This window comes from Duganella sp. CF458 (assembly GCF_900113115.1).
In the GTDB taxonomy this organism is placed as follows: Bacteria; Pseudomonadota; Gammaproteobacteria; order Burkholderiales; family Burkholderiaceae_D; genus Rugamonas.
Window position 1 is genome coordinate 284,451 of sequence record NZ_FOOF01000006.1, and the last position, 26,761, is coordinate 311,211.

Annotated in this window: 24 protein-coding genes; 14 read left to right on the forward strand and 10 right to left on the reverse strand. The window is 63.3% G+C overall.

Going from position 1 to position 26,761, the window contains the following annotated elements; genetic code table 11:
- Nucleotides 1–77 precede the first annotated feature (77 nt).
- Complete coding sequence (locus tag BM269_RS11860; protein ID WP_139232720.1) at nt 78–830, forward strand: hypothetical protein; 753 nt, start codon at nt 78–80, stop codon at nt 828–830.
- Here the strand turns inward: BM269_RS11860 and BM269_RS11865 are convergent.
- From BM269_RS11865 to BM269_RS11875, 3 genes are read right to left on the reverse strand one after another with little or no spacing between them, the layout of a single operon-like run.
- A complete protein-coding gene (locus BM269_RS11865; RefSeq protein ID WP_229204607.1) occupies nt 827–1,429 on the reverse strand; it encodes a PqiC family protein in 603 nt (200 codons plus the stop codon). The genes BM269_RS11860 and BM269_RS11865 overlap by 4 nt on opposite strands.
- A complete protein-coding gene (locus BM269_RS11870; protein WP_090437213.1) occupies nt 1,426–3,063 on the reverse strand; it encodes a PqiB family protein in 1,638 nt (545 codons plus the stop codon). Before BM269_RS11870 ends, BM269_RS11865 begins: the two co-directional genes overlap by 4 nt.
- On the reverse strand, nt 3,056–4,258 hold the full coding sequence (locus BM269_RS11875; protein ID WP_373994388.1) for a paraquat-inducible protein A: 1,203 nt from the start codon (nt 4,256–4,258) through the stop codon (nt 3,056–3,058). Before BM269_RS11875 ends, BM269_RS11870 begins: the two co-directional genes overlap by 8 nt.
- 177 nt (nt 4,259–4,435) lie before the next feature.
- Between BM269_RS11875 and BM269_RS11880 the strand changes: the two genes are divergently transcribed.
- Nucleotides 4,436–5,044, forward strand: a complete 609-nt coding sequence (locus BM269_RS11880; RefSeq protein ID WP_139232721.1) for a hypothetical protein — start codon at nt 4,436–4,438, stop codon at nt 5,042–5,044.
- A gap of 56 nt (nt 5,045–5,100) precedes the next feature.
- Entirely contained in the window at nt 5,101–5,340 is a 240-nt protein-coding gene (locus BM269_RS11885) for a hypothetical protein (protein ID WP_090437216.1), read from the forward strand.
- Between the two features lie 6 nt (nt 5,341–5,346).
- Here BM269_RS11885 and BM269_RS11890 read toward each other — a convergent pair whose 3' ends face one another.
- Complete coding sequence (locus BM269_RS11890) at nt 5,347–6,270, reverse strand: TIGR03571 family LLM class oxidoreductase (RefSeq protein WP_090437217.1); 924 nt, start codon at nt 6,268–6,270, stop codon at nt 5,347–5,349.
- Between the two features lie 14 nt (nt 6,271–6,284).
- Nucleotides 6,285–7,460 carry an MFS transporter gene (locus tag BM269_RS11895; RefSeq protein ID WP_090437218.1) on the reverse strand — a complete coding sequence of 392 codons (1,176 nt, stop codon included), beginning with the start codon at nt 7,458–7,460 and terminating at the stop codon, nt 6,285–6,287.
- 175 nt (nt 7,461–7,635) lie between these two features.
- Between BM269_RS11895 and BM269_RS11900 the strand changes: the two genes are divergently transcribed.
- Both BM269_RS11900 and BM269_RS11905 read left to right on the forward strand, forming a co-directional pair.
- Nucleotides 7,636–9,129, forward strand: a complete 1,494-nt coding sequence (locus BM269_RS11900) for an ATPase domain-containing protein (RefSeq protein ID WP_090437219.1) — start codon at nt 7,636–7,638, stop codon at nt 9,127–9,129.
- Complete coding sequence (locus BM269_RS11905) at nt 9,122–10,657, forward strand: hybrid sensor histidine kinase/response regulator (RefSeq protein WP_090437220.1); 1,536 nt, start codon at nt 9,122–9,124, stop codon at nt 10,655–10,657. Before BM269_RS11900 ends, BM269_RS11905 begins: the two co-directional genes overlap by 8 nt.
- Nucleotides 10,658–10,665: 8 nt before the next feature.
- On the opposite strand, the gene BM269_RS11910 is transcribed toward BM269_RS11905, so the two are convergent.
- Nucleotides 10,666–11,475, reverse strand: coding sequence for a pre-peptidase C-terminal domain-containing protein (locus BM269_RS11910; protein WP_211482684.1), 810 nt, complete (start codon nt 11,473–11,475; stop codon nt 10,666–10,668).
- 94 nt (nt 11,476–11,569) lie between these two features.
- A complete protein-coding gene (locus tag BM269_RS11915; RefSeq protein ID WP_229204608.1) occupies nt 11,570–13,930 on the reverse strand; it encodes a family 20 glycosylhydrolase in 2,361 nt (786 codons plus the stop codon).
- Between the two features lie 232 nt (nt 13,931–14,162).
- On the opposite strand from BM269_RS11915, the gene BM269_RS11920 reads away from it, so the two are divergent.
- Both BM269_RS11920 and BM269_RS11925 read left to right on the forward strand, forming a co-directional pair.
- Complete coding sequence (locus BM269_RS11920; protein WP_090437222.1) at nt 14,163–14,822, forward strand: DUF3108 domain-containing protein; 660 nt, start codon at nt 14,163–14,165, stop codon at nt 14,820–14,822.
- A 17-nt stretch (nt 14,823–14,839) separates the two neighbouring features.
- Entirely contained in the window at nt 14,840–15,175 is a 336-nt protein-coding gene (locus tag BM269_RS11925; RefSeq protein WP_090437223.1) for a copper-binding protein, read from the forward strand.
- Between the two features lie 3 nt (nt 15,176–15,178).
- On the opposite strand, the gene BM269_RS11930 is transcribed toward BM269_RS11925, so the two are convergent.
- Nucleotides 15,179–15,697 (reverse strand): Lrp/AsnC family transcriptional regulator, encoded by a 519-nt coding sequence (locus tag BM269_RS11930; protein WP_229204609.1) that lies wholly within the window; start codon nt 15,695–15,697, stop codon nt 15,179–15,181.
- Between the two features lie 122 nt (nt 15,698–15,819).
- Here BM269_RS11930 and hppD point away from each other — a divergent pair, with 122 nt between their 5' ends.
- Entirely contained in the window at nt 15,820–16,887 is a 1,068-nt protein-coding gene (hppD, locus tag BM269_RS11935) for a 4-hydroxyphenylpyruvate dioxygenase (RefSeq protein WP_090437224.1), read from the forward strand.
- Here hppD and BM269_RS11940 read toward each other — a convergent pair whose 3' ends face one another.
- Nucleotides 16,888–17,724, reverse strand: a complete 837-nt coding sequence (locus BM269_RS11940; protein ID WP_090437225.1) for a universal stress protein — start codon at nt 17,722–17,724, stop codon at nt 16,888–16,890.
- A gap of 93 nt (nt 17,725–17,817) precedes the next feature.
- Here BM269_RS11940 and BM269_RS11945 point away from each other — a divergent pair, with 93 nt between their 5' ends.
- The 5 genes from BM269_RS11945 to BM269_RS11965 are packed head-to-tail and all read left to right on the forward strand — an operon-like array spanning nt 17,818 to nt 24,536.
- The gene (locus BM269_RS11945) at nt 17,818–18,543 is read left to right on the forward strand and encodes a substrate-binding periplasmic protein (protein ID WP_090437226.1); all 726 of its coding nucleotides are present in this window, start codon (nt 17,818–17,820) and stop codon (nt 18,541–18,543) included.
- A gap of 18 nt (nt 18,544–18,561) precedes the next feature.
- Nucleotides 18,562–18,882 carry a hypothetical protein gene (locus tag BM269_RS11950; protein WP_090437227.1) on the forward strand — a complete coding sequence of 107 codons (321 nt, stop codon included), beginning with the start codon at nt 18,562–18,564 and terminating at the stop codon, nt 18,880–18,882.
- A 54-nt stretch (nt 18,883–18,936) separates the two neighbouring features.
- Nucleotides 18,937–20,166, forward strand: a complete 1,230-nt coding sequence (locus BM269_RS11955; RefSeq protein ID WP_229204610.1) for a TolC family protein — start codon at nt 18,937–18,939, stop codon at nt 20,164–20,166.
- On the forward strand, nt 20,163–21,359 hold the full coding sequence (locus BM269_RS11960; RefSeq protein ID WP_090437228.1) for an efflux RND transporter periplasmic adaptor subunit: 1,197 nt from the start codon (nt 20,163–20,165) through the stop codon (nt 21,357–21,359). The genes BM269_RS11955 and BM269_RS11960 overlap by 4 nt, the downstream gene beginning before the upstream one ends.
- 9 nt (nt 21,360–21,368) lie before the next feature.
- Nucleotides 21,369–24,536: an efflux RND transporter permease subunit gene (locus BM269_RS11965; protein ID WP_090437229.1), complete on the forward strand. Its 3,168-nt coding sequence runs from the start codon at nt 21,369–21,371 to the stop codon at nt 24,534–24,536.
- On the opposite strand, the gene BM269_RS11970 is transcribed toward BM269_RS11965, so the two are convergent.
- Nucleotides 24,496–25,374, reverse strand: coding sequence for a LysR family transcriptional regulator (locus BM269_RS11970; RefSeq protein WP_170860355.1), 879 nt, complete (start codon nt 25,372–25,374; stop codon nt 24,496–24,498). The genes BM269_RS11965 and BM269_RS11970 overlap by 41 nt on opposite strands.
- A gap of 103 nt (nt 25,375–25,477) precedes the next feature.
- On the opposite strand from BM269_RS11970, the gene BM269_RS11975 reads away from it, so the two are divergent.
- A complete protein-coding gene (locus tag BM269_RS11975; protein WP_090437231.1) occupies nt 25,478–26,536 on the forward strand; it encodes an alkene reductase in 1,059 nt (352 codons plus the stop codon).
- The last annotated feature ends 225 nt before the right edge of the window (nt 26,537–26,761 follow it).

A 26,761-nucleotide genomic window follows, 5' to 3' on the forward strand; every position in this document is an offset into this window, starting at 1 on the left:
GAAAGAAAGGACGCACCATGCTAGGTAGGCTTGCAACCGCTGTGGGAACGGCCGCCGCAGGCGCCGTGCTGGATCGAATGGCCCATCGCAACGAAGCGCAGCAACAGCAGCAACCGGCGCAGCCGCAGGCATTGCCGCCAAGGCCGCCGCATGCGGTCCAGCAGTCGGGCACCGGCAACGAACGCTTGGGCAGGCTCGGTGACGCCATTCGTGGACCGATAAATGGATCGCCGTTTTCCAGCGGTGTCAGCGGGCAGTTCGGCAAGATGCAGCAGCTGGGAGAGGATGCCAGGACGGTGGCGCAGAATCCCGTCTTCACCGCCGAGGAGCTCAAGCAGTTGGCAGAACGCGTGCAGGATGACGCCAAAGCCACATTCGGCGCGGCCAAGGTAGTCAGCGGCCACGCGCCACTCACCGGCGGCGATGCCGCGCGGCTCGGCAAGGCCGCAGTGAAGGACGCGGTGGACAATTTCGATCCCACCAAGATGGTGGAGACCGCGAAGAAGGTTGGTGATACGGCCTACGCCGCAGCGACCACCAGCAAGGAGGGCATCGACCAGGTGACGGGCGCGATGCAGGACAGGTTGAAGTTCGAAGCGCAGGCAACGGCGGCGGGCACCGCGGCCGTCCACATCGGCGCTACCGCGATCAGCATGCTGCCGTTTCCCGGTGCGCCACTGGTCGGCGCCGCGGTGCGCACGGTCGGCACCATGGCCGCCGGCGCCCATATGTCGGCAATGATGCGCGAGATCGGCGGCGAAGGGCAGGGCAAGGACAGCGCCCTGCGCCAGGAGGCGACGAAGATCCTGATCGAAAAGTCCGGCAGCTAGGAAGGGCAGGCCGCCTTGCCCGCCGCGTGACTGCGCACGGCCGTGGCGATGTCCGCCGCAAGCCTGGCCACGGCGCGGCGGTGGCCCATCACCAGGGCGTCGTAGCCGGCGCCGACTTCTTCACGGGCGGTGCTGCGGCAGGTCAGGACCTGCGCGCTGCCCGCCAGGCGCACGCTCCAGACGGCGTCGAGCAGCGCATATTTCCCGGGTGCCGATTCGAAACGCTGCACATTGGTGCTGATGCGGTAGACCGTTGCTTTTTCCGGCGGCTGTGTGCGGAATACGTCGATGGCGCCAAGTTCGCCGGAGATTGCCAGCGACAGCGCCTGCCCGATTTCCGATGCAGGGGGTGAAGACCAGCGCTCCTGCTCCAGCAAATCGATGCGGCCTTCGCCGGAGGTCACCACCAGTTGGCTGCGCGCCACCTGCTGCGGCACGGTAACGTTCTGCACCTCGATGTAGTAGCCGGGATTCGGCACGCTGGCGGCGGCCTGCATGCCGTTGCTGAGGCTATAGAAGCGTTCCGGCGGCGGACTTGCACAGCCGGCCAGCGACAATGCAAGCACTACACATCCAGACAGGGCATGCCGGCGCATCATTTGTTCTCCTTCGCGGGCTGTGGTTTGGCGCGGATCAGCGCTTCCGGGTGGCGCTGAAGATAATCGGACAGTTCGTTCAGCGATTGCAGCGTTTGCGTCAACTGCTGCAAGGCCGCGCGCAGGTCGGACTGCACCGGCGAATCCTGCTGCAGTACCTGCTGCGCGGCGCCGAAGGTCTGGCGCGCTTCGCCCAGCGTGGATTGTAGTTCCGGCACAAGCTGCGAGTCGACCTTCTTGAACAGGTTGTCTGCGCTCTTCAGCGAGTCGCGCAGGTTGTTGCCGATCTGGTCGAACGGCACCTTATCCAGCTTGCGCGCGATGCTGGCGATCTGCGCCTGCAGTTCATCCAGCGCGTTCGGCACGGTCGGCACTTCGATCGGATAGGCATTCATATCCAGCTTGACCTGTGCCGCGTTGGGGAAGAAGTCCAGCGCGATATACAGTTGGCCCGTCAGCAGGTTGCCGGTGCGCAGCTGGCCGCGCAGGCCGTGGCTGACCATGCGTTCGAGCACCAGCGGGCCGGCGTTGCGGTCCTTGTCGTCGGTGACGGTTTCCTGGAAGCGTCTGCCCAGGCGGCCCGGGTACATGTCCACCGTGACCGGCATCCGGAAGTCCTTCTTGACCGGATCGAACTCGACGCCCACCGAACGTACTTCGCCCAGCACGATGCCGCGGAAATCGACCGCCGCACCGGGCGACAGGCCGCGCAGCGACTGGTTGAAGTAGAACACGGTCGTAATCGGGGCACCATCCGGCTCGCGCATGGCACGGGACTGGTCGGCGGCTAGCGGGAATTCGGTGTTGGGGGCAGCGACGGTATCCGGCTTGCGGCCGGTAACCGATTCGAAACCGATACCGCCCACCAGCAATGCCGCCACCGATTGGGTATTCAGTTTGAAGCCGCCGGAATCGAGCTGCAGGTCGACCCCGCTGGCATGCCACCAGCGCGTATTCTTGCCCACGTACTGGTCGTACGGCGCATTGACGAAGACCTTGATCGCCACGCCCTTGCCGTTATTTTCCAGGTCATAGCTGATGACCTGGCCGGCCGGGATGCGGCGGTAAAAGACCGGGGAGCCGGTGTCGATCGAGCCCAGCGACTCGCCGTGCAGCGTGTAATACGTGCCTTTCTGGTCGCCCGCCACTTGCGGTACCTTTTCCAGGCCGGTGAACTCGCTGCTGCTGTCCTTCGATTTGCCGGCATCGACGCCGATGTAGGCGCCGGACAAGAGCGTGCCTAGGCCGGATACGCCGCTCACGCCGATGCGCGGTTTCACTACCCAGAACCGCGTATCGGTGGCGGTGAAGCGGCGCGCGTCCTTGTTCATGTCGATGGTCACCAGCACCTTGCTGAGGTCCGGCGACAGCGAGATTGCACGCACCTGGCCCACGTCCACGTCCTTGTACTTCACCTTGGTCTTGCCGGCTTCAAGCCCTTCGCCGCTGCGGAAGCTGACCACCACCGTCGGCCCCTCGTCGAAGTAGGACCTGGCGACCAGGCCGATGCCGATCAGTGCCGCAAGCAGGGGCACCAGCCACACCAGCGAAGGCAGCCAATGGCTGGCCTTTTCCAGCTGTGGTTCGGGCAGGGGAGCACCGGCGGTGTTGGCTGGGGTGCCGTCGTGTTCAGGCATGTTTTTCTCCATTGGGCGGGACCGGGTCCCAGATCAGGCGCGGGTCGAACTGCATCGAAGCCAGCATGGTCAGCACCACGACGGCGCAAAACGCCAGGGCTCCGGGCCCGGCGGTGATGGTGGCAAGGGTCTGGAATCGCACCAGGGCCACGGTCAGGGTAATGACAAAGATGTCCAGCATCGACCAGCGGCCCACGAATTCCACCATGCGGTAAAGCATCGTGCGCTGCAAAGGGCGCCAGCGCGAGCGGCGCTGCGCTGTCCATGCCAGCAGGGACAAGGCGGCAAGCTTGAGCAGCGGTACCACGATGCTGGCGACGAAGATGATCGCGGCCAGCGCGGGCGAGCCGCTGTCCCAGAAATACAGCACGCCGCTGATGATGGTGTCGTCCTCCGTCCCGAACAGGGAATGGGTGTACATCACGGGCAGCAGGTTGGCGGGAATGTACAGGATGGCGGCGGCAATCAGCAGGGCCCAGGTGCGGCCCAGGCTATCCGGCTGACGGCGGTGCAGCCGCGCGCGGCAGCGAGGGCAATCCTGGTGCGACGTGCCGTTGTCCGCGGAAACCAGCCCGCAGACGTGGCATGACAAGGCAGCTTGTGGAACGGGCGGCGGAACGTCCGGCTGCGGCGTCATGGTGTCGCCCAGGTTCCATAACATTTTCGGATCGAACGACACCACGATGGCCAGCATCAGGGTCAGCGCGGCGAAGGCAAACAGGCCGGGTTCCAGCACCACTGTGGCAAGGCTGGTCATCTTCACGATGGTGATGAGGATGCCGATCATCAGCACCTCGGTCATGCCCCAGCGCCGCGCAAGGTGAATGGCATACAGCAGCAGATTGAACGATTTCGGCTTGTGGCCGCCCGCCAAAGACAGCGTCACGTGCAGCAGGGACAGCAGCTCGATGGCCGGCAGCAGGATGGTAAACAGGAAGACCGCCGCAGCCACCAGCGGCATATGCCCCTGCCACAGCACCACGATAGCTCCCAGCAGCGTGGCGCGCGAGGCGTTGCCGTTCACGTCCAGTTCGACGATTGGAAAACACTGGGCGATCAGGTACACGATCAGGGTCGCCAGGGTGATGGCCGCCATGCGTCCTGCGTCGGAATGGATGCCGCGATACATCACCGAGCGGCAGCGCACGCAACGGGCCTTCTCGCGCGGACGCACCGGGCGCCGGCGATGCAGCACGCCGCAGTCATGACAGCTAATCAGATCGTATCGATGCACACGTTCAGGGCAAGTTCAAATATGCCAGCATGATACGACATTTGATACGCAAGCCCGGAGTCGTGACTATTCGATAGACTTCCAGGGTCCCGGTTCGGCTAAAGTCTGCGCCCACCGAAAGCTTGAACCGGAACGCCATTGAAACAGGCGCAAAAAAGAATGAAGAATATACGCTTGGTTTCGTCCGGAATTGAATTTGCGCTCTACGCCAGCTTTTGCCATGCCGCCGACTTCGGCGGCAAATCATGGGGCTATGCATGGGCCGATACGCCCCAAGGCAAGTTCGAATGCATCAACGACGATAGCACGGACAACTTCCAGGTGCTGAAGCTGAATGGCCGGGTCGTTTTTCGCCAGACGGTCGAGTCGAGCTGGATCTCGGAAGGCGATACGCTGGCCAACGGTATCCGGCAAAGCGGCGTTGGCTGCCCTTCGATCATTGCAAATGAACGTGGCTACGTGGTGATCGTGCGCGACACCCAACCGCCGCACTATGGCGTGCAGGGCTATGCCATCATCGACTTCAACGAGAAAGAGCCAATCCTGATCACGCTCGCCGAAGGGCAGCGTCCCCAGGACGAAAAAGTCGCGCGCAGCCAGCGCTTTGGATGGTCCGCCAAGGGCCTCAGGTTCCGCTATTTCGGCTATTTGCCGGATCAACCGAGCAGCACTGCCGGCTCTGCAAAACCGCGTCACCACGAGCTTTTCCTCGATTTTTCTTCAGATATTGTCGACGTTACCAAATAAGATGAACCGCCGCGCCTACCTCGTGAGCGAACAGCCGGACGGCATGGACGACGGGGGTGTGGAAGGTATATGCGGCGAATGGAAAGCTGTCCTGGTCAGGCTATGACTTTATCCCCGCCAGCGACCCGAATTACCGGTACGCGGACCTGAATACGCCAACCTGGATGCCCAACGGCGAATTGGTGGCAAACGCCTCGTGCAGCTCCGACCCGGACCGTAAATGGAAGGTCAAACTGGTCAAGAACAATGAGCAATGGGACTGGGCACCCCGCAAGAAGTGCCCGGCCTCGAAATAACACGGCTTAAGCGTGGAACAGCGGTAATACGTGTTCGGCGATCTCGTGGAAGGTTTCGCCAAGCGGGCGGCGGTTGCGGCGGAAGTGCAGGCCGACATGGCCGATGCCGGCCGCGCGCAGCGCGCTCAATTCACCGATCAGGGCTTCGCGGCCGCCGCGGAAGCCGAAGCGCCAGCGCTGCATCGGTTCATCGGCGCGTTCGCTCAAGTCCAGGTGGATGAAGGTGGCGTAGGGCTTGTCGCCGGCCACGGCGCGCCAGGCCGCCACGCGCCGGGCGTGGTCCTCCGGGGTGCCTGGATAGGCCAGCGTGCCGTCCATATGACGGCCGACCCAATCCGGACTTTGCTGGGCCAGGCCCGCAACCAGCAGCGGCAAGGGCGCTTCCATGCGCGGCAACACATCCAGGCCACGCGAAAGGCTTGACTGCGCTCCGTCGCGCAGCAGTGCGAGCTGTTCGCGGAAGCTGTCCCCGCGCTGGGCGAAGTCGCGGCCGAACAGCGGATACTCCACCGGCCGGTCGCCGCTGGCCACGCCCAGCAACAGGCGGTTGCCGCTCAGACGCTGGATCGTAGCCGCCGATTTCAGCGTGAGCAGCGGTTCGCGGATCGGCAGCACCACGGCAGCCGTGCCAAGCCAAATATCCTTGGTGATGCCGGCCAGGTAGCCGAGATAGGAAAACACTTCGAACACCTGGGCCGCATCGCCAAACGAAGCGTCGTACATTGGCACGTCGCGTACCCACAAGGCGCGAAAACCCAGGCGGTCCGCCAGTTGGGCCAGATCCGCGTGGCGCTGCAGGTCCGGTTCGCCCGGCAGGCGACCGGCCTGTTGCCTTGCCTGCTCGCCGGCATGCGTCCAGTCGTTGTCCAGCGGAGCCTCGATGCCGATGCTGAAGCCGCCCTCAGTCAGGCGAGCCAAGGTAGCACTCATGGAACTCCCCTGGTTCAGATGGAGGAAGTGGCGGAAGGCGATGCGCTGCGGCGCCCAGCATTGCCAAGCCAGACCAGCGCCAGGCCGCCCGCAGCCAGTGCCGCGCCAACCAGTGGCACCGCGGCATAGCCCAGGCCCTGGCCGATCACCACGCCGCCGAGCGCAGCGCCAAGCGCGTTACCCAGGTTGAAGGCTCCCACGTTCACCGACGAGGCCAGGCCGGGCGCCTGTGCTGCTGCCTGCATCACCCGCATCTGCACCGGCGGCACGATGCCGAAAGCGGCAGCGCCCCAGACCACCAGGCCGATGGCGGCGCCAACTTCAGTCGTCATCACCAGCGGCAGGACAGCCATGGTCACGGCAAGCGCTGCGAGAATCAATTTGGTGGCGCCATCGAGGGACCAGTCGGCCAGGCGTCCTCCCAGGCTGTTACCGAGAGTGAAACCGATGCCGATCAATACCAGGGCGAAAGCCACGAAACCGGGGCTGGCATGGGTGATCTCGGCCAGGATCGGCGCGACGTAGGTGTAGAGCGCGAACATGGCGCCGGAACCCATCACGGTCGTGCCCATCGCCAGCAGCACTTCGGGGCGCGTCAGCACTTTCAGCTCACGGCGCAGGTTCGGCGGCGTGCCCGCTTCACCCTTGGGCAAGGCCAGCCAGAGCGCGGCAATGGTGACCAGCCCCAACACAGCGGTGCCGGCGAAGGCCACACGCCAGCCGACTTGCTGGCCGATCCAGGTGGCGGCCGGCACGCCGCCGATGTTGGCAAGGGTCAAGCCCATGAACATGGCCGCAATCGCGCTGGCCTGCTTCTCTTTTGGCACCACGCTGGCGGCCACCACGGCGCCGATGCCGAAGAAGGCTCCATGGTTGAGGCTGGTGACCAGGCGCGACAGCAGCAAGGTGGTATAGCTCGGTGCGAAGGCCGACAGCAGGTTACCGACCGTGAAGATCAGCATCAGCGCCATCAGGGCGGCACGTTTGCCGAAACGGCTGAACAGCAAAGTCATCACCGGTGCGCCGGCCATGACGCCAACGGCATACGCTGATACCAGCATGCCCGCAGTGGGAATGCTGACGGTGACGCCGTCGGCAATCACGGGCAGCAGGCCCATCGGAGTGAATTCGGTGGTGCCGATGGCGAACGCGCCAGTGGCAAGTGCTAACAGGGCGGTAGAGGATCGCATTGTGAGGTCTCGTAGAGTTTTTCAATGGATCGCAGTGTACCGGCGCAATATTTGCAGATTAAGCCCTGTATTTGCTAAATACTTTTGATTCAAAATCAAATATGCGGCAATCGAAACAAGCCATTCGGCAACAGGTGCTAAAGTGTCTTATCGACAATCTTCGTGCAGGATCGACATGCTCCAGCCGCAGAACCAGCAGACCAATGTTTTCATTTCAACCGGCATCACCGGCCTGGATTCGATCCTGGCGGGCGGCCTGACCAAGGACCGCTTGTACCTGCTCGAAGGCGAGCCTGGAACCGGCAAGACCACCATGGCACTGCAGTTCCTGGTGGAGGGGGCACGGCAAGGCGAACGTGTGCTCTATATCACGCTGGCGGAAAACGAAGTGGAACTGCGTGCGGTCGCGCAGTCGCACGGCTTTTCGATGGAAGGTATCGCCGTGCACGAAATCATTCCTCCCGAAGGGGTGCTTGATCCTGAAGAGCAGTACACGGTATTCCATCCGTCCGAGGTCGAATTGAGCGAAACCAACCGGCTGATCCTGACGCAGATCGACCGTCTCAATCCCACCCGCGTGGTGCTCGATTCACTGTCGGAATTGCAACTCCTGGCTGGCAACCCTTTACGCTACCGGCGCCATGTGCTGGCCCTCAAGCAGTATTTCGCCAGGCGTGCCTGCACCGCGCTATTCCTGGATGACAAAACGGCCGTGGGCGGCGACCAGCAGGTGCGCAGTATCGCCCATGGCGTGATTTCGCTGCAACAGGTCGAATCGGGGTACGGCGCCGAACGCCGCGTGCTGCGCGTCGTGAAGTACCGCGGCATCGATTACCGGCGAGGACCGCACGACTATGCGATCATCGCCGGCGGCGTTATTGCGTATCCGAGGCTGATAGCTTCCGAGTCGCGCGAGATCGCGCTGCGGCAAAAGGTACCAAGTGGCTTGTCGTCCCTTGATACCTTGATTGGGGGCGGGTTGGAAGAAGGCTCAAGTACCCTGGTCTCCGGTCCGCCCGGGACCGGCAAATCCAGTCTCGCGGCCCAGTTCGTCAAATCCGTCACGGACCACCAGCAGAAGGCAGCCATGTTCGTCTTCGAAGAGTCTTTCAACACTTTGCTGAATCGTACGGACGGCATCGGCATGGACTTGCGCAAGCCGCTGGCAGCGGGCCTGCTGCAGGTAAACCAGATTGACCCGGCCGAACTGTCGCCTGGGCAGTTCGCGCATATGGTGTGCAAGGCGGCTGACGAAGGCGCCAAAGTAGTGGTGATCGACAGCCTGAACGGCTACATGAATGCGATGCCGGAAACGCGCTTCCTGACCACCCATTTGCGCGAGATACTGACGTACCTGGGGCAGCGCGGTGTCGTGACCCTGCTGGTCGGCGTTCAACATGGCGTGATCGGCCCCATGGGCAGCACGGTGGACGTGAGCTACCTGGCCGACAACGTGCTGCTGTTGCGCTATTACGAGGCTGGCGGTGCGGTGCATAAGGCCCTGTCGGTATTCAAGAAGCGCGGCAGCAAGCACGAGACCACGTTGCGCTCCTTCGCCATTACCGAAAAAGGCATTGAGGTAGGGCCGGTGCTGAAGGGCTTCCGCGGAATTCTGACAGGGGTTCCGGTGAAAGTTGCCCAAGGCAGGGACGAACCAGAGCATGAATGACCTGGAGCAGCGCATTGTCGTTTTCGCCCCGATCGGCAAAGACGCACGCCTGATCGAGGAGGTATTGACCCCGGTACGCCTGGTCTGCCATAACTGTCCGGCACTGGGCGACGTGGTCAATGAATTGCAGCAGGGTGCTGCGGCACTGTTCGTCATCGAAGAAGCCTTCAACGACGATTTCCTGCGCGAGCTTACCGGTTTCCTTGCCGCACAGCCGGCCTGGTCGGATTTGCCGGTGCTGGTCTTGAGCAAGGAAGGGCTGGATTCCCCCGGTATCCAGAGAATCTTCGAGCGGGTCGGCAACGTCACTTTGCTGGAACGGCCCGTGCGACGGGCGACCCTGGTGAGCGCCGCGCTGTCGGCCAGGCGGGCGCGCCGGCGCCAATACGAAATGCGCGAAGTCGACCGCCGCAAGGATGAATTCCTCGCCATCCTCGGCCATGAGCTGCGCAATCCGCTGGCGCCGATCCGCACCGCGATGGACGTGCTGAATACCATACCGAACAGCGATCCCAAGGTGCGCAGCATCACCCAGGTGGTTGAACGCCAGGTCGTTCACCTGACCCGCCTGGTGGACGACCTGCTGGACGTGGCGCGCATCACCAACGACAAGGTTGCCTTGAAATGCGAGCGCGTCAGCGTTGCGACCGTGCTGCAGCATGTGGTGGAAATCTGCCGCCAGCAGATCGACGCGGGCGGCCATACTCTCGACCTGCGCCAGCCAACGGGCAGCGTTCTGCTGTTTGGCGACCGGGCGCGCTTGGTCCAGAGCCTGGCCAATGTGTTGGGCAATGCGGTCAAGTTCTCCCCGCCGCGCTCGACCATCCACCTGCGCGCCGAAGCGGATGGCGAGGATATTGTGTTCGTGGTGCGCGACCATGGCGCCGGGCTCGAGCCGGAGGCGCGTTTACGCATCTTCGACCTATTCGTGCAGGGGCAAGCAGGACGCGTGCATTCACTCGGCGGCTTGGGTATCGGGCTTAGCCTGACCCAGCGTTTTACGCGCATGCATGGAGGGAATGTCTCCGTTACCAGCGAGGGCAGCGGCAGGGGCTGCGAATTTGTGCTGCGCATGCCGATTGTGGTGCCGGAGCGGCGCAGCAGGGAGCGGCCGGCTTCTGGCGCCGCCAAAATCCATGCCGACGATACTTTGCGCATCATGGTCGTCGACGATAATGAAGACGGCGCTGACATGCTGCGGGTGATGCTGGAAATGGAAGGCTACACGGTCGCCAAGGCCCACGATGGGCAGGGGGCGATTGCACTGGCCCCGCGCTTCCACCCGCACGCCGTCCTGATGGATATCGGCCTGCCCGATATGCCGGGCTATGAGGCGGCGCGCCGCATCCGTGAAATGGAAGGCTGCGAGGACATTATTTTCATCGCCATGACGGGGTGGGGGCATGAGGAGGCGCGCCAGCACGCGTCCGACGCCGGCATGCAGCATTACCTGGTCAAGCCGGTGGACTTGAACGTGCTGCGCAAATGCCTGTCCGAGATCTCCGCACAGGCATTGCAGCGCGCCTGACCGCGTGCTTACTGGACCGCGCTGGCGTTCAGCGAGACACCACTGAAGGTTGTGTAGGAACGGATGCCGATGTGCCAGGTGCCTGCTTGCGGGTTGCTCAAGGCGCAGGATTCGGTGTTGCCGTTCTTGTAGGGACGGCAGGCGTAATCGTTGGCAGTCGGCTGCGCGCCGACGCGCACGTACAGGTCGCCGTCGCCACTGCCGCCACTCATATTCACGTTCAAGGTATTCGCGCATTCAGGCACGTTGATGGTGAAATACAGCCAGTTGCCTGCCGTGGCGGTCAAGCTGGACTGGTTCAGCGACACGCTTGCGCATGGCAGGTTCAAGCTGCTTGGCAGCGAATGCAGCAGGGTGGTGGTCACCGCGCCGTCGGCAGCGAACGTTACCTGGTACAGGCGGTCGAATTCCGTTTCCGCGATAGCGCTGCCCGGATCGCCGCCCAGCTGCCGGATCAGGTCCGGCGTGGTGTCGGAATGGCCGACCACCAGCGCATTGTCGGGCAGGGCGCGCAGTTGTTGTGCGAACGCCGCAAGCTGGCTCGGGTCGTAGGCGGTGACCGGCAAGTTCAGGTAGGTGGCCAGGGGCTGCGCGGTCTGCTGCGTGCGCTGGTAAGCAGTCGAATAGACATGCTTGACCCGGGCATCTTTCAAAGTCGCGGCAATGTTGGTGGCGCGTACCTGTCCTTCCGCCGTCAGTACAGGATCGGTGCCGGTGGCCGATTTCTCAGCGTGGCGCGTCAGGTAGATGGTGTTGGCGCTGGCTGGAAAGTGCACTGCGCAGATTGCCAAGGCGAGGCCGCCCAATATCTTCTTCATGTAGTCTCCCGAAATGAATAGTTTCTGAATGTTGCACTAAAAGCAATAATGCGACGGCGAGGATACGACATTTCGGGAGATTGCTGTGTTTCTTTTAGCGATTGTCGATGTGCGATATCCCTCCGCGCCTGCCATTGCGATCGAAGGCCGCCACCTGGATCAGGGCGCGTTCGGCTATCGGGCCTTGTACCAAGGGGCTGGCGGCAGTCGGTTCGCTGCCGTCGCTGGTGTAGCGCAAGGCGAAGCCGGGCAGGGCGTGGTTGGCGTGGACCTTGTCGCCATCCTTGGCCAAGCCCGGTGGTGCGATGCGGTAGTTAACCGGGCCTAGCGGCGATTGCTCCAGGTCGAGGCGCGGCAGCACGCGCTGGCCGAGGACGTTGACGAAGCCCGGCCAGCCGTCGGCCTGCGGCGGGGCTGCCCACGCGCGTTCGGCGACCGCCAATAGTCGCGGCATGAGCAGGTACTCGATCAGCGCGGGGTCGCGGATGGTCTCCGTCCACAGGGCGGCTTCCAGCCCACGGATGCGTCGCATGCCGGCATCGGTCAGACTCTTGTCCAGGGGGACGAAGTTGTAGACGTCGTCAAGTTCGATGTAGGCGGCCCAGTTGACGCCAGGTTCATCGGGATTCTTGTTATGGCTCATGTCCAGGTATTGCCTGGTGGCCGGCGCCAGCACCACCTCGTAGCCGGCGTTGGCCAGGCGGTAGCCCAGGTCGGCCGCGTCGCCGACATTGTTCCAGACGTAGAGTGTGAAACCGCGCTGCGCGAAGTGGGGATTGGGCTTGTGCTTGCGCGCTCCCAGCTCCTCCCAGCCGGAGGTGGCCAGGCCATTGCGGCGCAGGATGGCGTCGACCCGGTCGTAGAAGTAGTCCCACAGCGCGCCATGGGTCTGCAGCTTTTTGCTGGCCATCAGCTTGCGGCTGAGTGGCGACTTTTCCCAGGCGCCGTTGGGCAGCTCGTCGCCGCCCACATGCAGGGTGCGCAGCGGGACGCCGGCTTCGCGGTGCAGGATGGAGACCTGCTTCACGACGTGTTCGATGAAGGTGAAGGTGGACTCGAGGCCCGGATTCATCACGTTGTCGTTGTAGTACTGCGCGGACTTGTATTGCGAGCGGTCGTCCAGGTCGTGCAGCAGGTACTTATCGGCGCCAGCATGGCCGGCTGCTTTCATGCGGCGGTAGCGCGCTTCCATCGCCTTGACGGCAGCGCGCGCGTGGCCGGGCATTTCGATTTCAGGGATCACTTCGATATGGCGCGCCGCCGCATAGCGCAAGATCTCCAGGTAGTCGGCGCGGGAGTAGTGGCCGCTGCCGTGCGGATCGGCGGCGCTCGGGCCGGAGCCGTAGGCCGGCGGCAGGCGCACGCCCGGCTTGGTGCTGTGGCCGCGCACCGCGCCGATGCTGGTCAATTCCGGCAAGCCGGGAATTTCAAGGCGCCAGCCTTCGTCGTCGGTCAAATGGAAATGGAAGGCGTTCAGCTTGAAGCGCGCCATCAGGTCGAGCAGGCGGAAGATGGTTTGCTTTGGCTGGAAGTTGCGGCTGACGTCCAGCATCAGTCCGCGATAGGCGAAGCGTGGGGCGTCGGTGACTGTCAGCATGGGCAGGTCGACAGCTTTCTTGCCGCCCGCAGCGGGCAAAGGCAGCAGGTCGCGCAGCGATTGCAGGCCGTGCGCGACGCCGGCTGCGCTGTTGCCGGTGATCGTGATGCCGGCCGCGTCCACGGCCAGGGTGTAAGCCTCCGGAGACGCTTGTCCGGCGACCGGGCCGAGCGAGAGCCGCAGCGTTGCGCTGCTAGCTTGCGGCGCGTTCGCCGGCAAGTATTGTTTCAGCAAGCTGTCGGCAACGCCGGCCTCATTCTTCAAACCGTCGCCGGCAACGATGGCCGGCGCGGATGCCAGGTGCAGCACGCCAGTCCCTTTCTGCAGTTGCAGCGGAGTGGGGAAGATGGGCGGCAAAGCTTCGGCGGGTAGCGCGACGGTTTGTGCATTGCGTTGGTACAGGTCCTGTGCTGTGACGGCCTGGCCTTGTTCCAGTTGGTCCGGGCGCGGCAGTGGCAGCAACTGGTAATCCCTTATCGCTTGCGCCTTGTCCGGCATCGTTTCATACACGAGGTACAAGCCGGAAGGGGCGCGGTACACCTTGGCATCCGCGCTCGATGCGCGATAGGCCGCATCCAATGCCTCCCCTGGGGCCAGGCCGCCGAAGCCTGGCGCTGGACGCAGGCGATACAGGTCGCCCCCGAGTTCATCGATCGCCAGCTGGCCTGCCAGCGGGCCTGCGACAGCGCATTCGATGCAGTTGAAATAGATCGACCATCCTTGCGCGGGCAGGGGATGGCGGTCCTGGTTCCTGATTTCAAGCCGGCCGCCCTTGCCGGCGTCCTGCTGCTCCCAACGGACCTTCAGGTGCTCGCCGCCGGCATATCGGGGCGCCGCATGGGCTGTGGAAAGCGCCATTAGCAGCGCCAGGCAAACAACCGAACTGTTTGAAGTCATGGAATCAGCTTGTCACGTGTTATGGGTTCGTCAAGCTAACACAAGTCCCCAACTTGTTAACGGTTTCTGTGGAAAAGTCTGTTAACAAGGAAAGGAGCCGCGCGTTAAGGTCATGATTTGACTGCGAAAAATCCTGCTGCGCAAATAAGTGGCAGCGCTGGCATAATTGCATGACTTTTAAGGAGACTGGGTTATGCACAAACGCTGGCTGTTCATCCTTGCGCTGGGTTGCGCTTCCGCCGGCGCGGCCGAGATCAAGGTCGGTTCGCCGCTGCCGCGCATCGCGATGGTGAAGGAGGGCACGCACCACTGGCTGCGCTATGTGCGCAATGGCGAGGTCAATACGCCAATCGATATCTGGACGCGCGAAGTGCGGCAGGCGCCGGAAGGGATGCACATCCGCCAACGGTGGGATGGCTTTAACAACAGCCTCGTATTGCTCGACTCCTGGTTCGACAAGGACACCTTCAAGCCGCGCACGCACCAGCGCATCCGCGAGAAGGAAGGCAAGCGCACGGTGGAAGACTACGATTTCACCGCCTACGAGCCGACCTTCAATTTCGAGACCGATATCGAATTCCTGCAGGCCTTGCCGCTGGCGGCAGGTTATGAAGCGACCATCATGTTCTATCATCCCGGCGGCCCGGCACCGGCGCGCTATACCTGGAAGGTGGTGGGCAGCGAAACCATCCAGGGACCGCAAGGGGCAGTCGACTGCTGGCTGCTGACCACCGACTACAACCGCCCGGGCACTGTCGCCAAATTCTGGCTGGCGAAGGCGACGCAACTGCTGGTACGGCAAGAGGCCGCCGCACCGGACGGTAAAATAATGGTGAAGTCGTTGATCGATTAAATCAAAGGAGAGAGCAAATGAAAGTATTTACCACCACCCTGCAAGCGGCGATCCTGGCGGTGGCATGCGTGGCGGGCGGACCCGCGCTGGCACAACATTCGGCCACGGACCACGCCCAGCAAGCCGTTGCCGCCGACACGACCGACGGCGAAATCAAGAAGGTCGACAAGGCTTCCGGCAAGCTGACCATCAAGCATGGCGAGCTGAAGAACCTGGGCATGGGCGCGATGACGATGGTGTTCCGCGCCAAGGATGCGGCCATGCTGGACAAGGTGAAAGCAGGCGATAAAGTGCGCTTCACCGTGGAAAGCGCGAACGGCGCAATGACCGTCACCTCGCTCGAAGTGAAGTAACTCCTAGCTGCGGGCGAACTCGATGCGCTGTTTGCGCGGGTTCGGCCGCACGATATGCTCCAGCGGCAGCACGGTGGACTGCTTGATTTTTTTCAGCGCGATATTGGATTTGACGTTCACCACGCCGGGCAGCAGCAGGAGCTCTTTCATCATCAGGTCGGCGAACGAGGCCAGGTCGTGCGAGACAACGCGCGCCACATAGTCCGCTTCGCCGGTCACGGAAAAGCATTCCATCACTTCCGGCACGTCGCGGATCGCCTTCTCGAAGGCGTCGCCGCGCTTCTCGCCATGCCGGTCCAGCGTGATATGCACGAAGGCCATCACGTCCAGCCCCACGGTTGACGGTTCCAGCACGGCCGCATAGTGGTCGATGATGCCGGCCTCCCGCAGGCGCTGCACGCGCCGCCCCACCTGCGACACCGATAAATGCAGCACTTCCGCCAGGGCGGCGTTGGTCGCCTCCCCATTGCGCTGGAGTTCGTTCAGCAGGGACAGGTCGTGGCGGTCGACGGTAATCATCATCAGGTCCTTATGTCGTGCGCAGAATGCGCATATTTGACTGCGCCAAGTGTGCATAATGCGCAAAAAATCCAGTATCAGTGCGTAGTATATCCGTTATCTACACACTTTTCCGGAGACAGCAAATGACCGATTCCCTGTGGGACAACCCGATGGGCACCGACGGCTTCGAATTCATCGAATACGCGGCGCCGGACCCAGTCGCAATGGGCAAGACCTTCGAAGCGATGGGCTTCACTGCCGTGGCGCGCCACCGCAGCAAGGACGTGACCCTGTATCGCCAGGGCGATGTCAATTTCCTGCTGAACGCTGAAAAGGACTCGTTTGCGCAGCGCTTCGCCGAACTGCACGGCCCATCCGTCTGCGCCATCGGTTTCCGGGTGAAGGACGCAGCCTTTGCCTATAAGCGCGCGCTGCGCCTTGGCGCCTGGGGCTTCGAAAGCAAGGCTGGTCCGATGGAACTGAACCTGCCGGCCATCAAGGGTATCGGCGACTCGCTGATCTACCTGGTGGACCGCTGGCCTGGCAATGGCAACATCAGCATCTACGACGTCGATTTCGAGCCGATTCCAGGTGTCGACCAGAATCCGAAAGGCCATGGCCTGACCTACATCGACCACCTGACCCACAACGTGCACCGTGGCCGCATGGGCGAGTGGGCCGAGTTCTATGAGCGCCTGTTCAACTTCCGCGAAGTGCGCTATTTCGATATCGAAGGCCAGGTGACCGGCGTGAAGTCGAAGGCCATGACCAGCCCTTGCGGCAAGCTGCGCATCCCGATCAACGAAGAAGGCACCGACCGCGCCGGCCAGATCCAGGAATATCTCGATGCGTATCGCGGCGAAGGCATCCAGCACATCGCCATGGGCAGCGACAACCTGTACGCGACCGTCGACAGCCTGCGCGGCGCAGGCGTGAAGCTGCTCGACACCATCGACACCTACTACGAACTGGTCGACCGCCGCATTCCCGGCCACGGCGAGCAGCTGCAGGCCCTGCGCGAGCGCAAGATCCTCATCGACGGCAAGCCGGGCGACCTGCTGCTGCAGATCTTCTCGGAAAACCAGCTTGGCCCGGTATTCTTCGAGTTCATCCAGCGCAAGGGCAACCAGGGCTTCGGCGAAGGCAATTTCAAGGCCCTGTTCGAATCGATCGAGCTGGACCAGATGCGCCGCGGCGTGCTGACCGCCTGATCAATGCGCCATCAATACTGGCAGCGTTGCAGTTGCCAGTATGCTGCGCGTGGCGCCGCCCAGCATCATCTCGCGGAAGCGGCTATGGCCGTAGGCGCCCATCACCAGCAGGTCGACGTTGAAGTCGGCCGCCAGCGACAGGATGGCCTTGCCGGGATCGGCCGGCTCAGCCCTGCGCAGGACTTCCACTTTCACGCCGTGCCGGGCAAGGTACAGGGCGATATCGGCACCGGGCGATTCACCCAGGGTGTCCGCACTGTCGCCCAGCACCGCCAGCGTTACCTGCTCGGCACCGCGCAGCAAGGGCAGGGCAGCGGTGACAGCCTTGGCCGCCTCCACACTGCCATTCCACGCCACCATCACGCGCTTGCCGATGGTCGGAAAGCGTCCGGTGCGCGGCACCAGCAGCACCGGGCGGCCGCAATTCAGTAGTACGTAATCCGGCAAGTCCGGCAGCAGGCTGTCCTCATTGCTGTCTGCGGCGGCGGCCTGACCCAGTACGAGCAGGTCGGCGTAGCGCGCCTGCATGCACAGGCCTGCATATTCGTCGTCATTGCTGCTGCGCGCTTCAAACGAAGGAACGCCAAGGCGCTCCGCGATGCCCTTGAACTGTTCCAGCGCCTGTTGCACACGCTCTTCGGCACGGCGCAGGTAGTCGGCCAGGAATACGCCGCTGCCTTCGTAATTGCGGCCGGCGAGCATGGAGCGCGGCATGCCTGTCATCGCGGCGCCGACCAGGTGGGCTTCCTCGCGCAGCGCGATGGCCGCTGCCAATGCGATGCGGGCTTCGGCATTGGCTGCGCGGTCGGCATGGACTACGATGGTGCGGTAAGACATGATGTCCTCCTGTGTTGGTGTTGACACAAGTGTGCCCCTGATCGCTGCGCGCAATCCATGACTTGGGTCAAGCCTGTCTGATATCATGTCTTTATGTTACGTTCTCGTCTTGCGCCACTCTGCCTGCTGCTTGCCTTGAGCCCTGCAGCAGTTGCTGGCCAGGGGGAGATGGTCTTTATAGCGGCGACCAACCACAATATGCCGCTGTCCCGTTTCCAGGACGGGGAGCTGGCCGACGGCCTGCTCAAGGACCTGGGCGACAGCATTGCGCAACGAATGGGGCGGCAAGCCCGCTATATCAGCGTGCCGGCCAAGCGGGTTTCCGATTACCTGGCAAGCGGCCGTGCCGATGGCGTCTGCTATGTGCTGCCGCGCTGGCTGCCTGGCCCATTCAACTGGAGCCAGCCCTTGATGCCCGATTCGGGCGTACTGGTATCCCGCCCGGAAGCACCTGCAATCAGGTCCCTGTCGGACATGGCGAACAAACCGGTCGGCACGGTGCTTGGCTATTCCTATTCGATGATCGATGCGGCACTTGGAAGGGCCTTCGTTCGCGAAGACGCACCTTCCATGGAATTGAATATCTCGAAAATCCAGCACGGACGCATGCAGTACGCGATCATGGGACGCATGACGGCTGAATACCTGATGCGTTCCGGCCCCCAGCACAAGCTGCGCATCGATTTCGAATTCGATCCATTCAAGGCGCAGTGCGCGTTCTCGCAGAAGTCCGGCATCCCATTTAGCGAGGTCCAGCGCGCCATTGGCGGCCTGGCGTCCGACGGCACGATCGATCGTCTGCTACGCCGCTACCGTTAGTTGCTATAATCCGGTTTCATGAATATCCGGCGCTTTCTCGTTATCCTGCTGTTGTTGGTGCTGCCGCTCCAGGCGACCCTGGCGGCAACGGATAGCTGCTGCCTGAAAATCAAGGTAACGCAACTCGAAGAGCACGTTGCCTCGGCGGCCGATACGCAAGGCTCGGACAGCGCCTGCTGCACGCAGTGCGATTTCTGCCACCATTCCCACGCGCCGTTTGTCGCCACCCTGGCCGACGGGCGCCAGCAAGCCGATTCGATCGCTCCGGTGCCTTCGCCGGAGCCGCCTATCCATTCCTTTATCCCGGATATTCCTCCGCGTCCCGACAGGCTCCGCTGATTGATCCGGCCGCTGCATGCGGCCGTCCCCCATCAATCATCAAGGAGCAACATCGTGAAAGCTATTTGCGTGCCTTTGCTGGCGGCCATTTGCATGGCCCCGGCGTGGGCGCAACCATCATTGACGCTTGCCGAGGCACTGGAACGTGCGCGGCGAAGCAACCCGGAACTGCAGGCGCTGGCGCTGGAAGCGTCGGCCGTCGACGCGGCCGGACGCCAGGCGTCGCTGCTGCCCAATCCTTCGCTGGACTATCTGCGCGAAGGGAAAACCAGCGAAGGCGGATCTTCGACCGTCCAGCTATCGATACCGCTTGAACTGGGCGGCAAACGTGCCGCCCGCATGGAGGCGGCGCGGACCGGCAGCCGTGCGGCGGCGCTGGACCTGGCCGTTGGCCGGGCGCGGATCGAGGCGGAAGTGGTCGCCGCCTATCAACAGGCCTACCTCGCCCAGCAGCACGTCGCCCTGGCCGCGCAGGTCAGCGAAACCGGGCGCCGCTCCAGCGATGCGGCGGCGCGCCGCGTATTGGCCGGCAAGGTGTCGCCGGTCGAAGAAGCGCGGGCACGGGTGGCCGAGGCCAATTGGCGCATGGAAGGCGTGACGGCCCAGCGCGAACTGGACGAGGCGCGCATCAAGCTGGCCAGCCTGCTTGGCGATACGGGACGCGAGCTCGTGAACCTGGCGGCACCAGCTTCGCCGGCCGAAGCCGGGCTCCACGGCGCGCAGCTGGAGGGCTTGATCGCCTCCGCGCCCGCCATCGAGCGGGCCGTCGCGGAAGTCGACGCTGGCGCGGCATCGCTGCGCATGGAGCGCGCCGCACGGGTGCCCGATGTTTCGCTGATCGTCGGCAGCAAGCGCAGCGAAGGGCCGGAGCGTGACCGCGTGCGGCAGAACATCATCGGCCTGTCCGTCCCGCTGCCGCTGTTCAACCGCAACCAGGGCGCGATCCTGGCGGCCGAACGCCGCACGGACAAGGCCCGCGCGGAACTGGAAGCAACCCGCCAGCGCATTCGGGCGGAGGCAATGCAGGCCCATGCCCGTATGCAGGCAGCCACGCAACAGGAGCGCCTGGTGCGCGAGGACGTACTGCCGGGCGCCCAATACGCGGCCGAGGCGGCGATGAAAGGCTTTGAAGCCGGAAAGTTCAATTACGTGGAAGTGCTCGATGCCCAACGCACCTGGGTGCAGGCCCAGGGCCAGCACCTGCGGGCCATTTCAGACTTCTACCGCGCCCGGGCCGACCTGGCAAAGCTGGTCGGCAACCTGGATACCAAGGATTCAAAATGAACAAGCGTCAGAAAATCACGATTGCGGCCATGGTGGCCGCTGCAGCCCTGTTTGCGGGAGGCGTATTGGGCTGGGAGCGCATCTCGCCTTCGACGAAGGCCGATGCCGAGGCCGGCGAACACCATGACGAGCACCCGGCCGGCACAGCCACCACCGGCGGCGCACTGCCGATTGCCTTTACCGACGCCCAGGTTGCGGCGGCCGACATCCAGCTGCGCACGGCCGGCGCCGCGCGCCTGGAAACGTTCGTTCGCCTGCCGGGCGAAGTCAAACTGAACGAAGACCGCACGGCCCACGTCACGCCGCGCGTGGATGGAATCGTGCAGGAAGTGCAGGCCAATCTTGGCCAGCAGGTACGCAAGGGCGAGCTGCTGGCAATCGTCGCCAGCGCCGACGTGTCGGAGCAGCGCAGCGGGCTGGCAGCGGCGGAAAAGCGTGCGGCATTGGCGCAATCGGTCTACGAGGCCGAAAAGAAGCTGTGGGAAGGCAAGGTCTCCGCACGCCAGGACTACCTGAAGGCTGAACAGGAATGGCATGAAGCCACCATCGCCGTGCAGAATGCGCGCCAGAAGCTGGTGGCGATCGGCGCCGGCAGTTCGGGCAAGGGCCCTTTCAACCGCCTGGAAATTCGTGCGCCGTTCGATGGCCTGATCGTCGACAAGCATATTGCCGTGGGCGAGGCGATTGGCGCGGAAACCAAGATATTCACGGTTTCCGACCTGCGCCAGGTATGGGCGGAAGTGGTGGTGCCGGCCAAGGACCTCGAGATCGTCAAGGTCGGCACGGATGCCGTGCTGCATTCGGCTGCCTCCGGCGCCGCAGTCAAAGGCAAGGTGAGTTTCGTCAGTGCCTTGATCGGCGAACAGACCCGGGCCGCGCGCGCCCGCGTGGTGCTGGAGAATCCGCAGCTGGCCTGGCGTCCGGGCCTGTTCGTGGACGTCGACGTGGTCACCGGTTCGGCCGAAGTGCCGGTCGCCGTGGAAAAGGAAGCGCTGCAAGTCCTGAACGGCACGCAGGTGGTGTTCCAGCGCGACGGCCAGGCCTTCACGCCCGTGCCGGTCACGGTCGGACGTTCCGACGGCAAGCTGGTGGAGATCACTTCCGGCCTGCGCAAGGAGGCCCGCTACGCGGCCGCCCACAGCTTCACCATCAAGGCGGAGCAGGGCAAGGGCGCTGCCGAGCATGAAGATTAAGGAGCCGCCATGTTAAGCAGAATTATCCAGGCTTGCATCGGCCACCGCTGGCTGGTCATGTTCGCCGTGCTGGCCATGGCCGTGCTGGGCGCGGTCAATTACAAGAAACTGCCGATCGACGCCGTGCCGGACATTACCAATGTCCAGGTGCAGATCAACACCGCCGCCGCCGGCTATTCGCCGCTGGAAGTGGAGCAGCGCATCACCTTCCCGATCGAATCGCTGATGGCGGGCCTGCCGCGCCTGGAGCAGACCAGGTCCCTGTCGCGCTACGGCCTGTCGCAGATCACGGTGGTGTTCAAGGACGGCACCGACATCCATTTCGCCCGCCAGTTGATCAGCCAGCGCATCCAGGACGCGCGCGGCCAGTTGCCGGCAGGGCTGACGCCAACCATGAGCCCCATCGCCACCGGCCTGTCCGAAATCTACCTGTGGACGGTGGACGCGGCGCCGGATGCACGCAAGCCGGACGGCACGCCTTACACGCCGACCGACCTGCGCGAAATCCAGGACTGGATCATCAAGCCGCAGTTGCGCAACGTGCCCGGCGTGACGGAGATCAACTCGATCGGCGGCTACGACAAGGAATACCTGGTCGCACCGACACCCGCCAAGCTGGCGTCGTATGGCCTGAACCTGTCGGACGTGGTGACAGCGCTGGAGCGCAATAACGGCAACGTCGGCGCCGGCTACATCGAGAAAGAGGGCGAACAGTACCTGCTGCGCGCCCCGGGGCAGCTCAAGTCGGTCGCCGACATCGGCAATATCGTAGTCTCCACCATCGACGGCGTGGCGGTGCGCGTGGCCGACGTTGCAACGGTGGGTGTCGGCGCGGAACTGCGCACCGGTGCCGCTACCCGCAACGGACGCGAAGTGGTACTGGGCACCGTGTTCATGCTGATCGGCGAAAACAGCCGCGCGGTGGCGCTGGCGGTCGAGAAGAAGATGGTCGACATCAACCGCAGCCTGCCGGCCGGCGTCTCGGCCACGCCGGTGTACAACCGCACCGTGCTGGTGGAAAAGGCAATCGACACCGTCAAGCGCAACCTGCTGGAAGGCGCGGTGCTGGTGATCGGTGTGCTGTTCCTCTTCCTCGGCAACCTGCGCGCGGCGCTGATTACCGCCATGGTGATTCCGCTGTCGATGCTGTTCACCTTCACCGGCATGGTGGCCAACAATGTCAGTGCCAACCTGCTTAGCCTCGGCGCGCTCGATTTTGGCATCATTGTCGATGGCGCCGTGGTGATCGTGGAGAACTGCGTGCGGCGGCTGGCGCATGCACAGCATGACGCCGGAAGGCCGCTGACGCGCGATGAACGCTTTGCTGAAGTCTTCGCTGCGGCACATGAAGCGCGCAGGCCGCTGCTGTTCGGGCAGTTGATCATCATGATCGTCTACCTGCCGATCTTCGTCCTGTCCGGGATCGAGGGCAAGATGTTCCATCCGATGGCATTCACCGTTGTCACGGCCTTGCTGGGCGCAATGCTGCTGTCGATTACCTTCGTGCCGGCCGCCGTGGCCCTGTTCATGAACAAGCCGGTGAGCGAAGAAGAGGGGCGCCTGATGCTGGCGGCCAAGCGCCGTTATGGCCAGCTGCTGGACTATGTGATGGCCAACCGCCCGGTGGTGTTCTCCGCCGCCGGCCTGCTACTGGCCCTGTCCGTGCTGCTGGCAACGCGCCTGGGCACCGAGTTCGTGCCCAACCTGAACGAAGGCGACTTCGCCGTGCTGACCGTGCGCATTCCCGGCACGGGCCTCGGCCAATCGGTGCAGATGCAGCAGCAGATCGAAAAAACGCTGGTGGCGAAGTTCCCGGAAATCGCCAACGTCTTCGCCCGCACCGGCACGGCGGAAATCGCATCGGACCCTATGCCGCCAAGTATATCGGACGGCTACATCATGCTCAAGCCGGAAAAGGACTGGCCGAAACCGAAGCGCAGCCGCGAGGAACTGCTGGCAGCCATCCGCACCACGCTGGAACAATTGCCCGGCAATAGCTATGAGTTCAGCCAACCGATCCAGTTGCGTGTGAACGAGCTGATTTCCGGCGTGCGCAGCGATGTGGCGGTGAAGGTGTTCGGCGACGACCTCGACGTGCTGAATGCGAAAGCCACCGAGATTGGCGCCATCCTCGGCAAGATTCCGGGCGCCTCCGGCGTCAAGGTCGAACAGACCTCCGGCCTGCCAATGCTGCAGATCCAGGTCGACCGCGAACGCGCCGCACGCCTTGGCTTGAACGTCGCCGAAGTGCAGGAATTGATCGCCACCGCCACGGCGGGCCGCGAAGCCGGCGCCATGTTCGAAGGCGACCGCCGTTTCGACATCGTGGTGCGCTTGCCGGAAACGCTGCGCTCGGATATCGAACTGCTCAAGCGCCTGCCGGTGCCGCTGCCGAAGAAAGAGGGCGCCCGGCCGGCCTACGTCACGCTGGCCGAAATCGCCACCTTCGATACCGCGCCCGGCCCGAACCAGCTAAGCCGCGAGCAGGGCAAGCGCCGCGTGGTGGTCACGGTCAATATGCAGGACCGCGATATCGGCTCTTTCGTCGAAGAAGCGCAGCAAGCGATCCTGAAGGGCGTGAAGCTGCCGGCCGGTTACTGGCTGGCCTGGGGCGGGCAATTCGAAAACCTGCAAAACGCCGCGCAACGGCTGAAGGTGGTGGTGCCGGCATCGCTGGCGCTGGTGTTCGCGCTGCTGTTCCTGATGTTTAACAATGCCCGCGATGGCGCGCTGGTGTTCACCGGCATTCCGTTTGCGCTGACCGGCGGTATCTTCGCACTCTGGATGCGCGGCATTCCGATGTCGATATCGGCGGCGGTCGGCTTTATCGCGCTTTCCGGCGTGGCGGTGCTGAACGGGCTGGTGATGATTTCCTTCATCCGTAGCCTGCGCGAGCAAGGACAGCCGCTGGCCGACGCGGTACGCAACGGCGCGCTGGTGCGCCTGCGGCCGGTGCTGATGACGGCCCTGGTGGCATCGCTCGGCTTCGTACCGATGGCGATTGCGACCGGCACCGGGGCGGAAGTCCAGCGTCCGCTGGCGACCGTGGTGATTGGCGGCGTGTTGTCCTCGACCGCGCTGACGCTGCTGCTGTTGCCCTTGCTATACCGCCTGGCCTATGGCCGCAAGGAGGAAATCAGCCCGGTGCCGCCAGCCGCTCTCGCAGGAACTCGATAAAGCGTTGCGTCTTGGCCGGGACCAGCCGCGTCTCGGTCAGGGCGTACACGGGCGTGGGCTTGCCATGCCATTGCGGCAGGATGCGCTGCAAGCGTCCTGCCGCGACATCGTCGGCGACGATTTCGTCCGGCAGCAGGATGATCCCCATATCGAGCGTCGCCATGCGGCGCATCAGGCCAACGCTGTTGATGGCAAAGCGGCTGCTGACAGCGATCGGCACGCCTTGCTCGCCATCGAGCAGGGTCCAGGTGCTGGACTTCACCAATCCCAAACAGGAATGCTGCGCGAGGCTGGCCGGATCGGCCGGTTCGCCATGCTGCGCCAGGTAGCCGGGCGAGGCATACAGCTTGGGCGTCAACAGGGCAAGCTGGCGCGCGATCAACTGCGAATCAGCCAGTTCCCCCATGCGTATCGCCACGTCATACGGTTCGCTGACCAGGTCAACGCGGCGCGGCGTCAGGTCCAGGTCAAATGTAATGCCGGGATAGTGTTGCGCGAATTCCGCGATCAAGGGGGCGAGATAGGTCTGCGCAAAATCCACCGGCAGCGAGGCGCGCAGCACGCCGGTCGGTTGCGCCAGCATGCCGCCCAGTTGTTCGTGCGCCAGGCGCGCTTCATCAATGATGCGCTTGCAGCGTTCGAAATAGATCTGGCCAGCTTCCGTCAGTTCGATCTTGCGGGTCGTGCGATGCAGCAGCCGCAGGCCGATGGACTTTTCCAGGGCGGCGATCCTGCGCGAAATCGTGGAATTCGGAATGCCCAGCACTTCCCCTGCACCGCGAAATCCCTTGGCCTTCACCACTTCCACGAACAAGGCCATGTCGTTCAAATACTCCACTGATTGCTCCATCCATGGATCAATGTTCTGCAATTTACCATATTTATCTCATTTCGAAGGTGGTGGATGATGGCGTATCTCCAATCACTTGCAGGAAAACGAAATGAGCAAACTGTTCGATACCGTCCGTGTGGGCCGCTATACCCTGGCCAACCGCCTCGCCATGGGCCCGATGACGCGCAGTCGCGCGCAGTACGACGGCACGCCGGGCGACCTGGCCGCTGAATACTATGCGCAGCGTGCTGGCATGGGCCTGATCGTGACCGAGGGCACCCAGCCTTCGGAAGACGGCCAGGGATATTTGACGACGCCGGGCATCCATACCGATGCCCATGTGGCGGGCTGGAAGAAGGTGGCGGATGCCGTTCATGCCAAGGGTGGCCGCCTGTTCATGCAGTTGATGCATGCGGGCCGCATGTCCCATCCGGACAATACGCCGCACCACAGGCAGGGCGTTGCACCTTCCGCCATTGCGCCGAATACGCCGATGTTCACTCCGGCCGGCATGCAGGAGATTCCAGTGCCGCGCGCGCTCGGCACCGCCGAAGTGCGCCAGACCGTGGACGACTTCCGCATGGCCGCCCGCCGCGCAATCGAAGCGGGAGCCGACGGCGTGGAAATCCACGGCGCCAACGCCTACCTGGTGCAGCAGTTCTTCGCGCCGAGCGCAAACATGCGTGACGACGAATATGGCGGCTCCATCGTCAACCGCGCGCGCTTTGCCATCGAGATCGCCAAGGCCATCGCAGATGAAATCGGCGCCGACCGCACCGCCATCCGCCTGTCGCCCGGCATCACGCTGTGGGGCATAGACGAGGGCACGGAAGGCCCGACGTTGTATCGCTACCTGGTCGCGGAACTGGACAAGCTTGGCTTGGCCTACCTGCACATCATGCACCAGGGCGACGAAGCGCTGCTGACCGATATCCGCAAGCTGTGGACGGGTACCCTGGTGCTGAACCGCCCCGGCCGCCCGCGCGAGCAGATCGGCGCCGACGTCGAATCCGGCCTGGCGCAGTTGGAGGCTTACGGCCAAATGGTGCTGGCCAATCCTGATTTGGTCACCCGCCTCAAGACCAGGGCCCCGCTCAATGCCGCCGACCGCAACACCTTCTTCGGCGGCAGCGCGGCAGGCTATACCGACTATCCGACGCTGGTTTGAGGGGGCGGTACTCCAATAGTAGAGGCACTCTTCAAATTAACCACAAGTCATTGATTTTATGGAATTTGTGATTATTGCAGGGGGCTTGGGGAGATTTTAACCAGATTAATTCTCTCCAATTGTCACGAAACCCCATCTTAGTGCCGCATATCTATCACCAAATAATAAATATATATAAGCGAAACATCTCGTTACGAGAGATACACAGCTATACTTTTGGGCTGC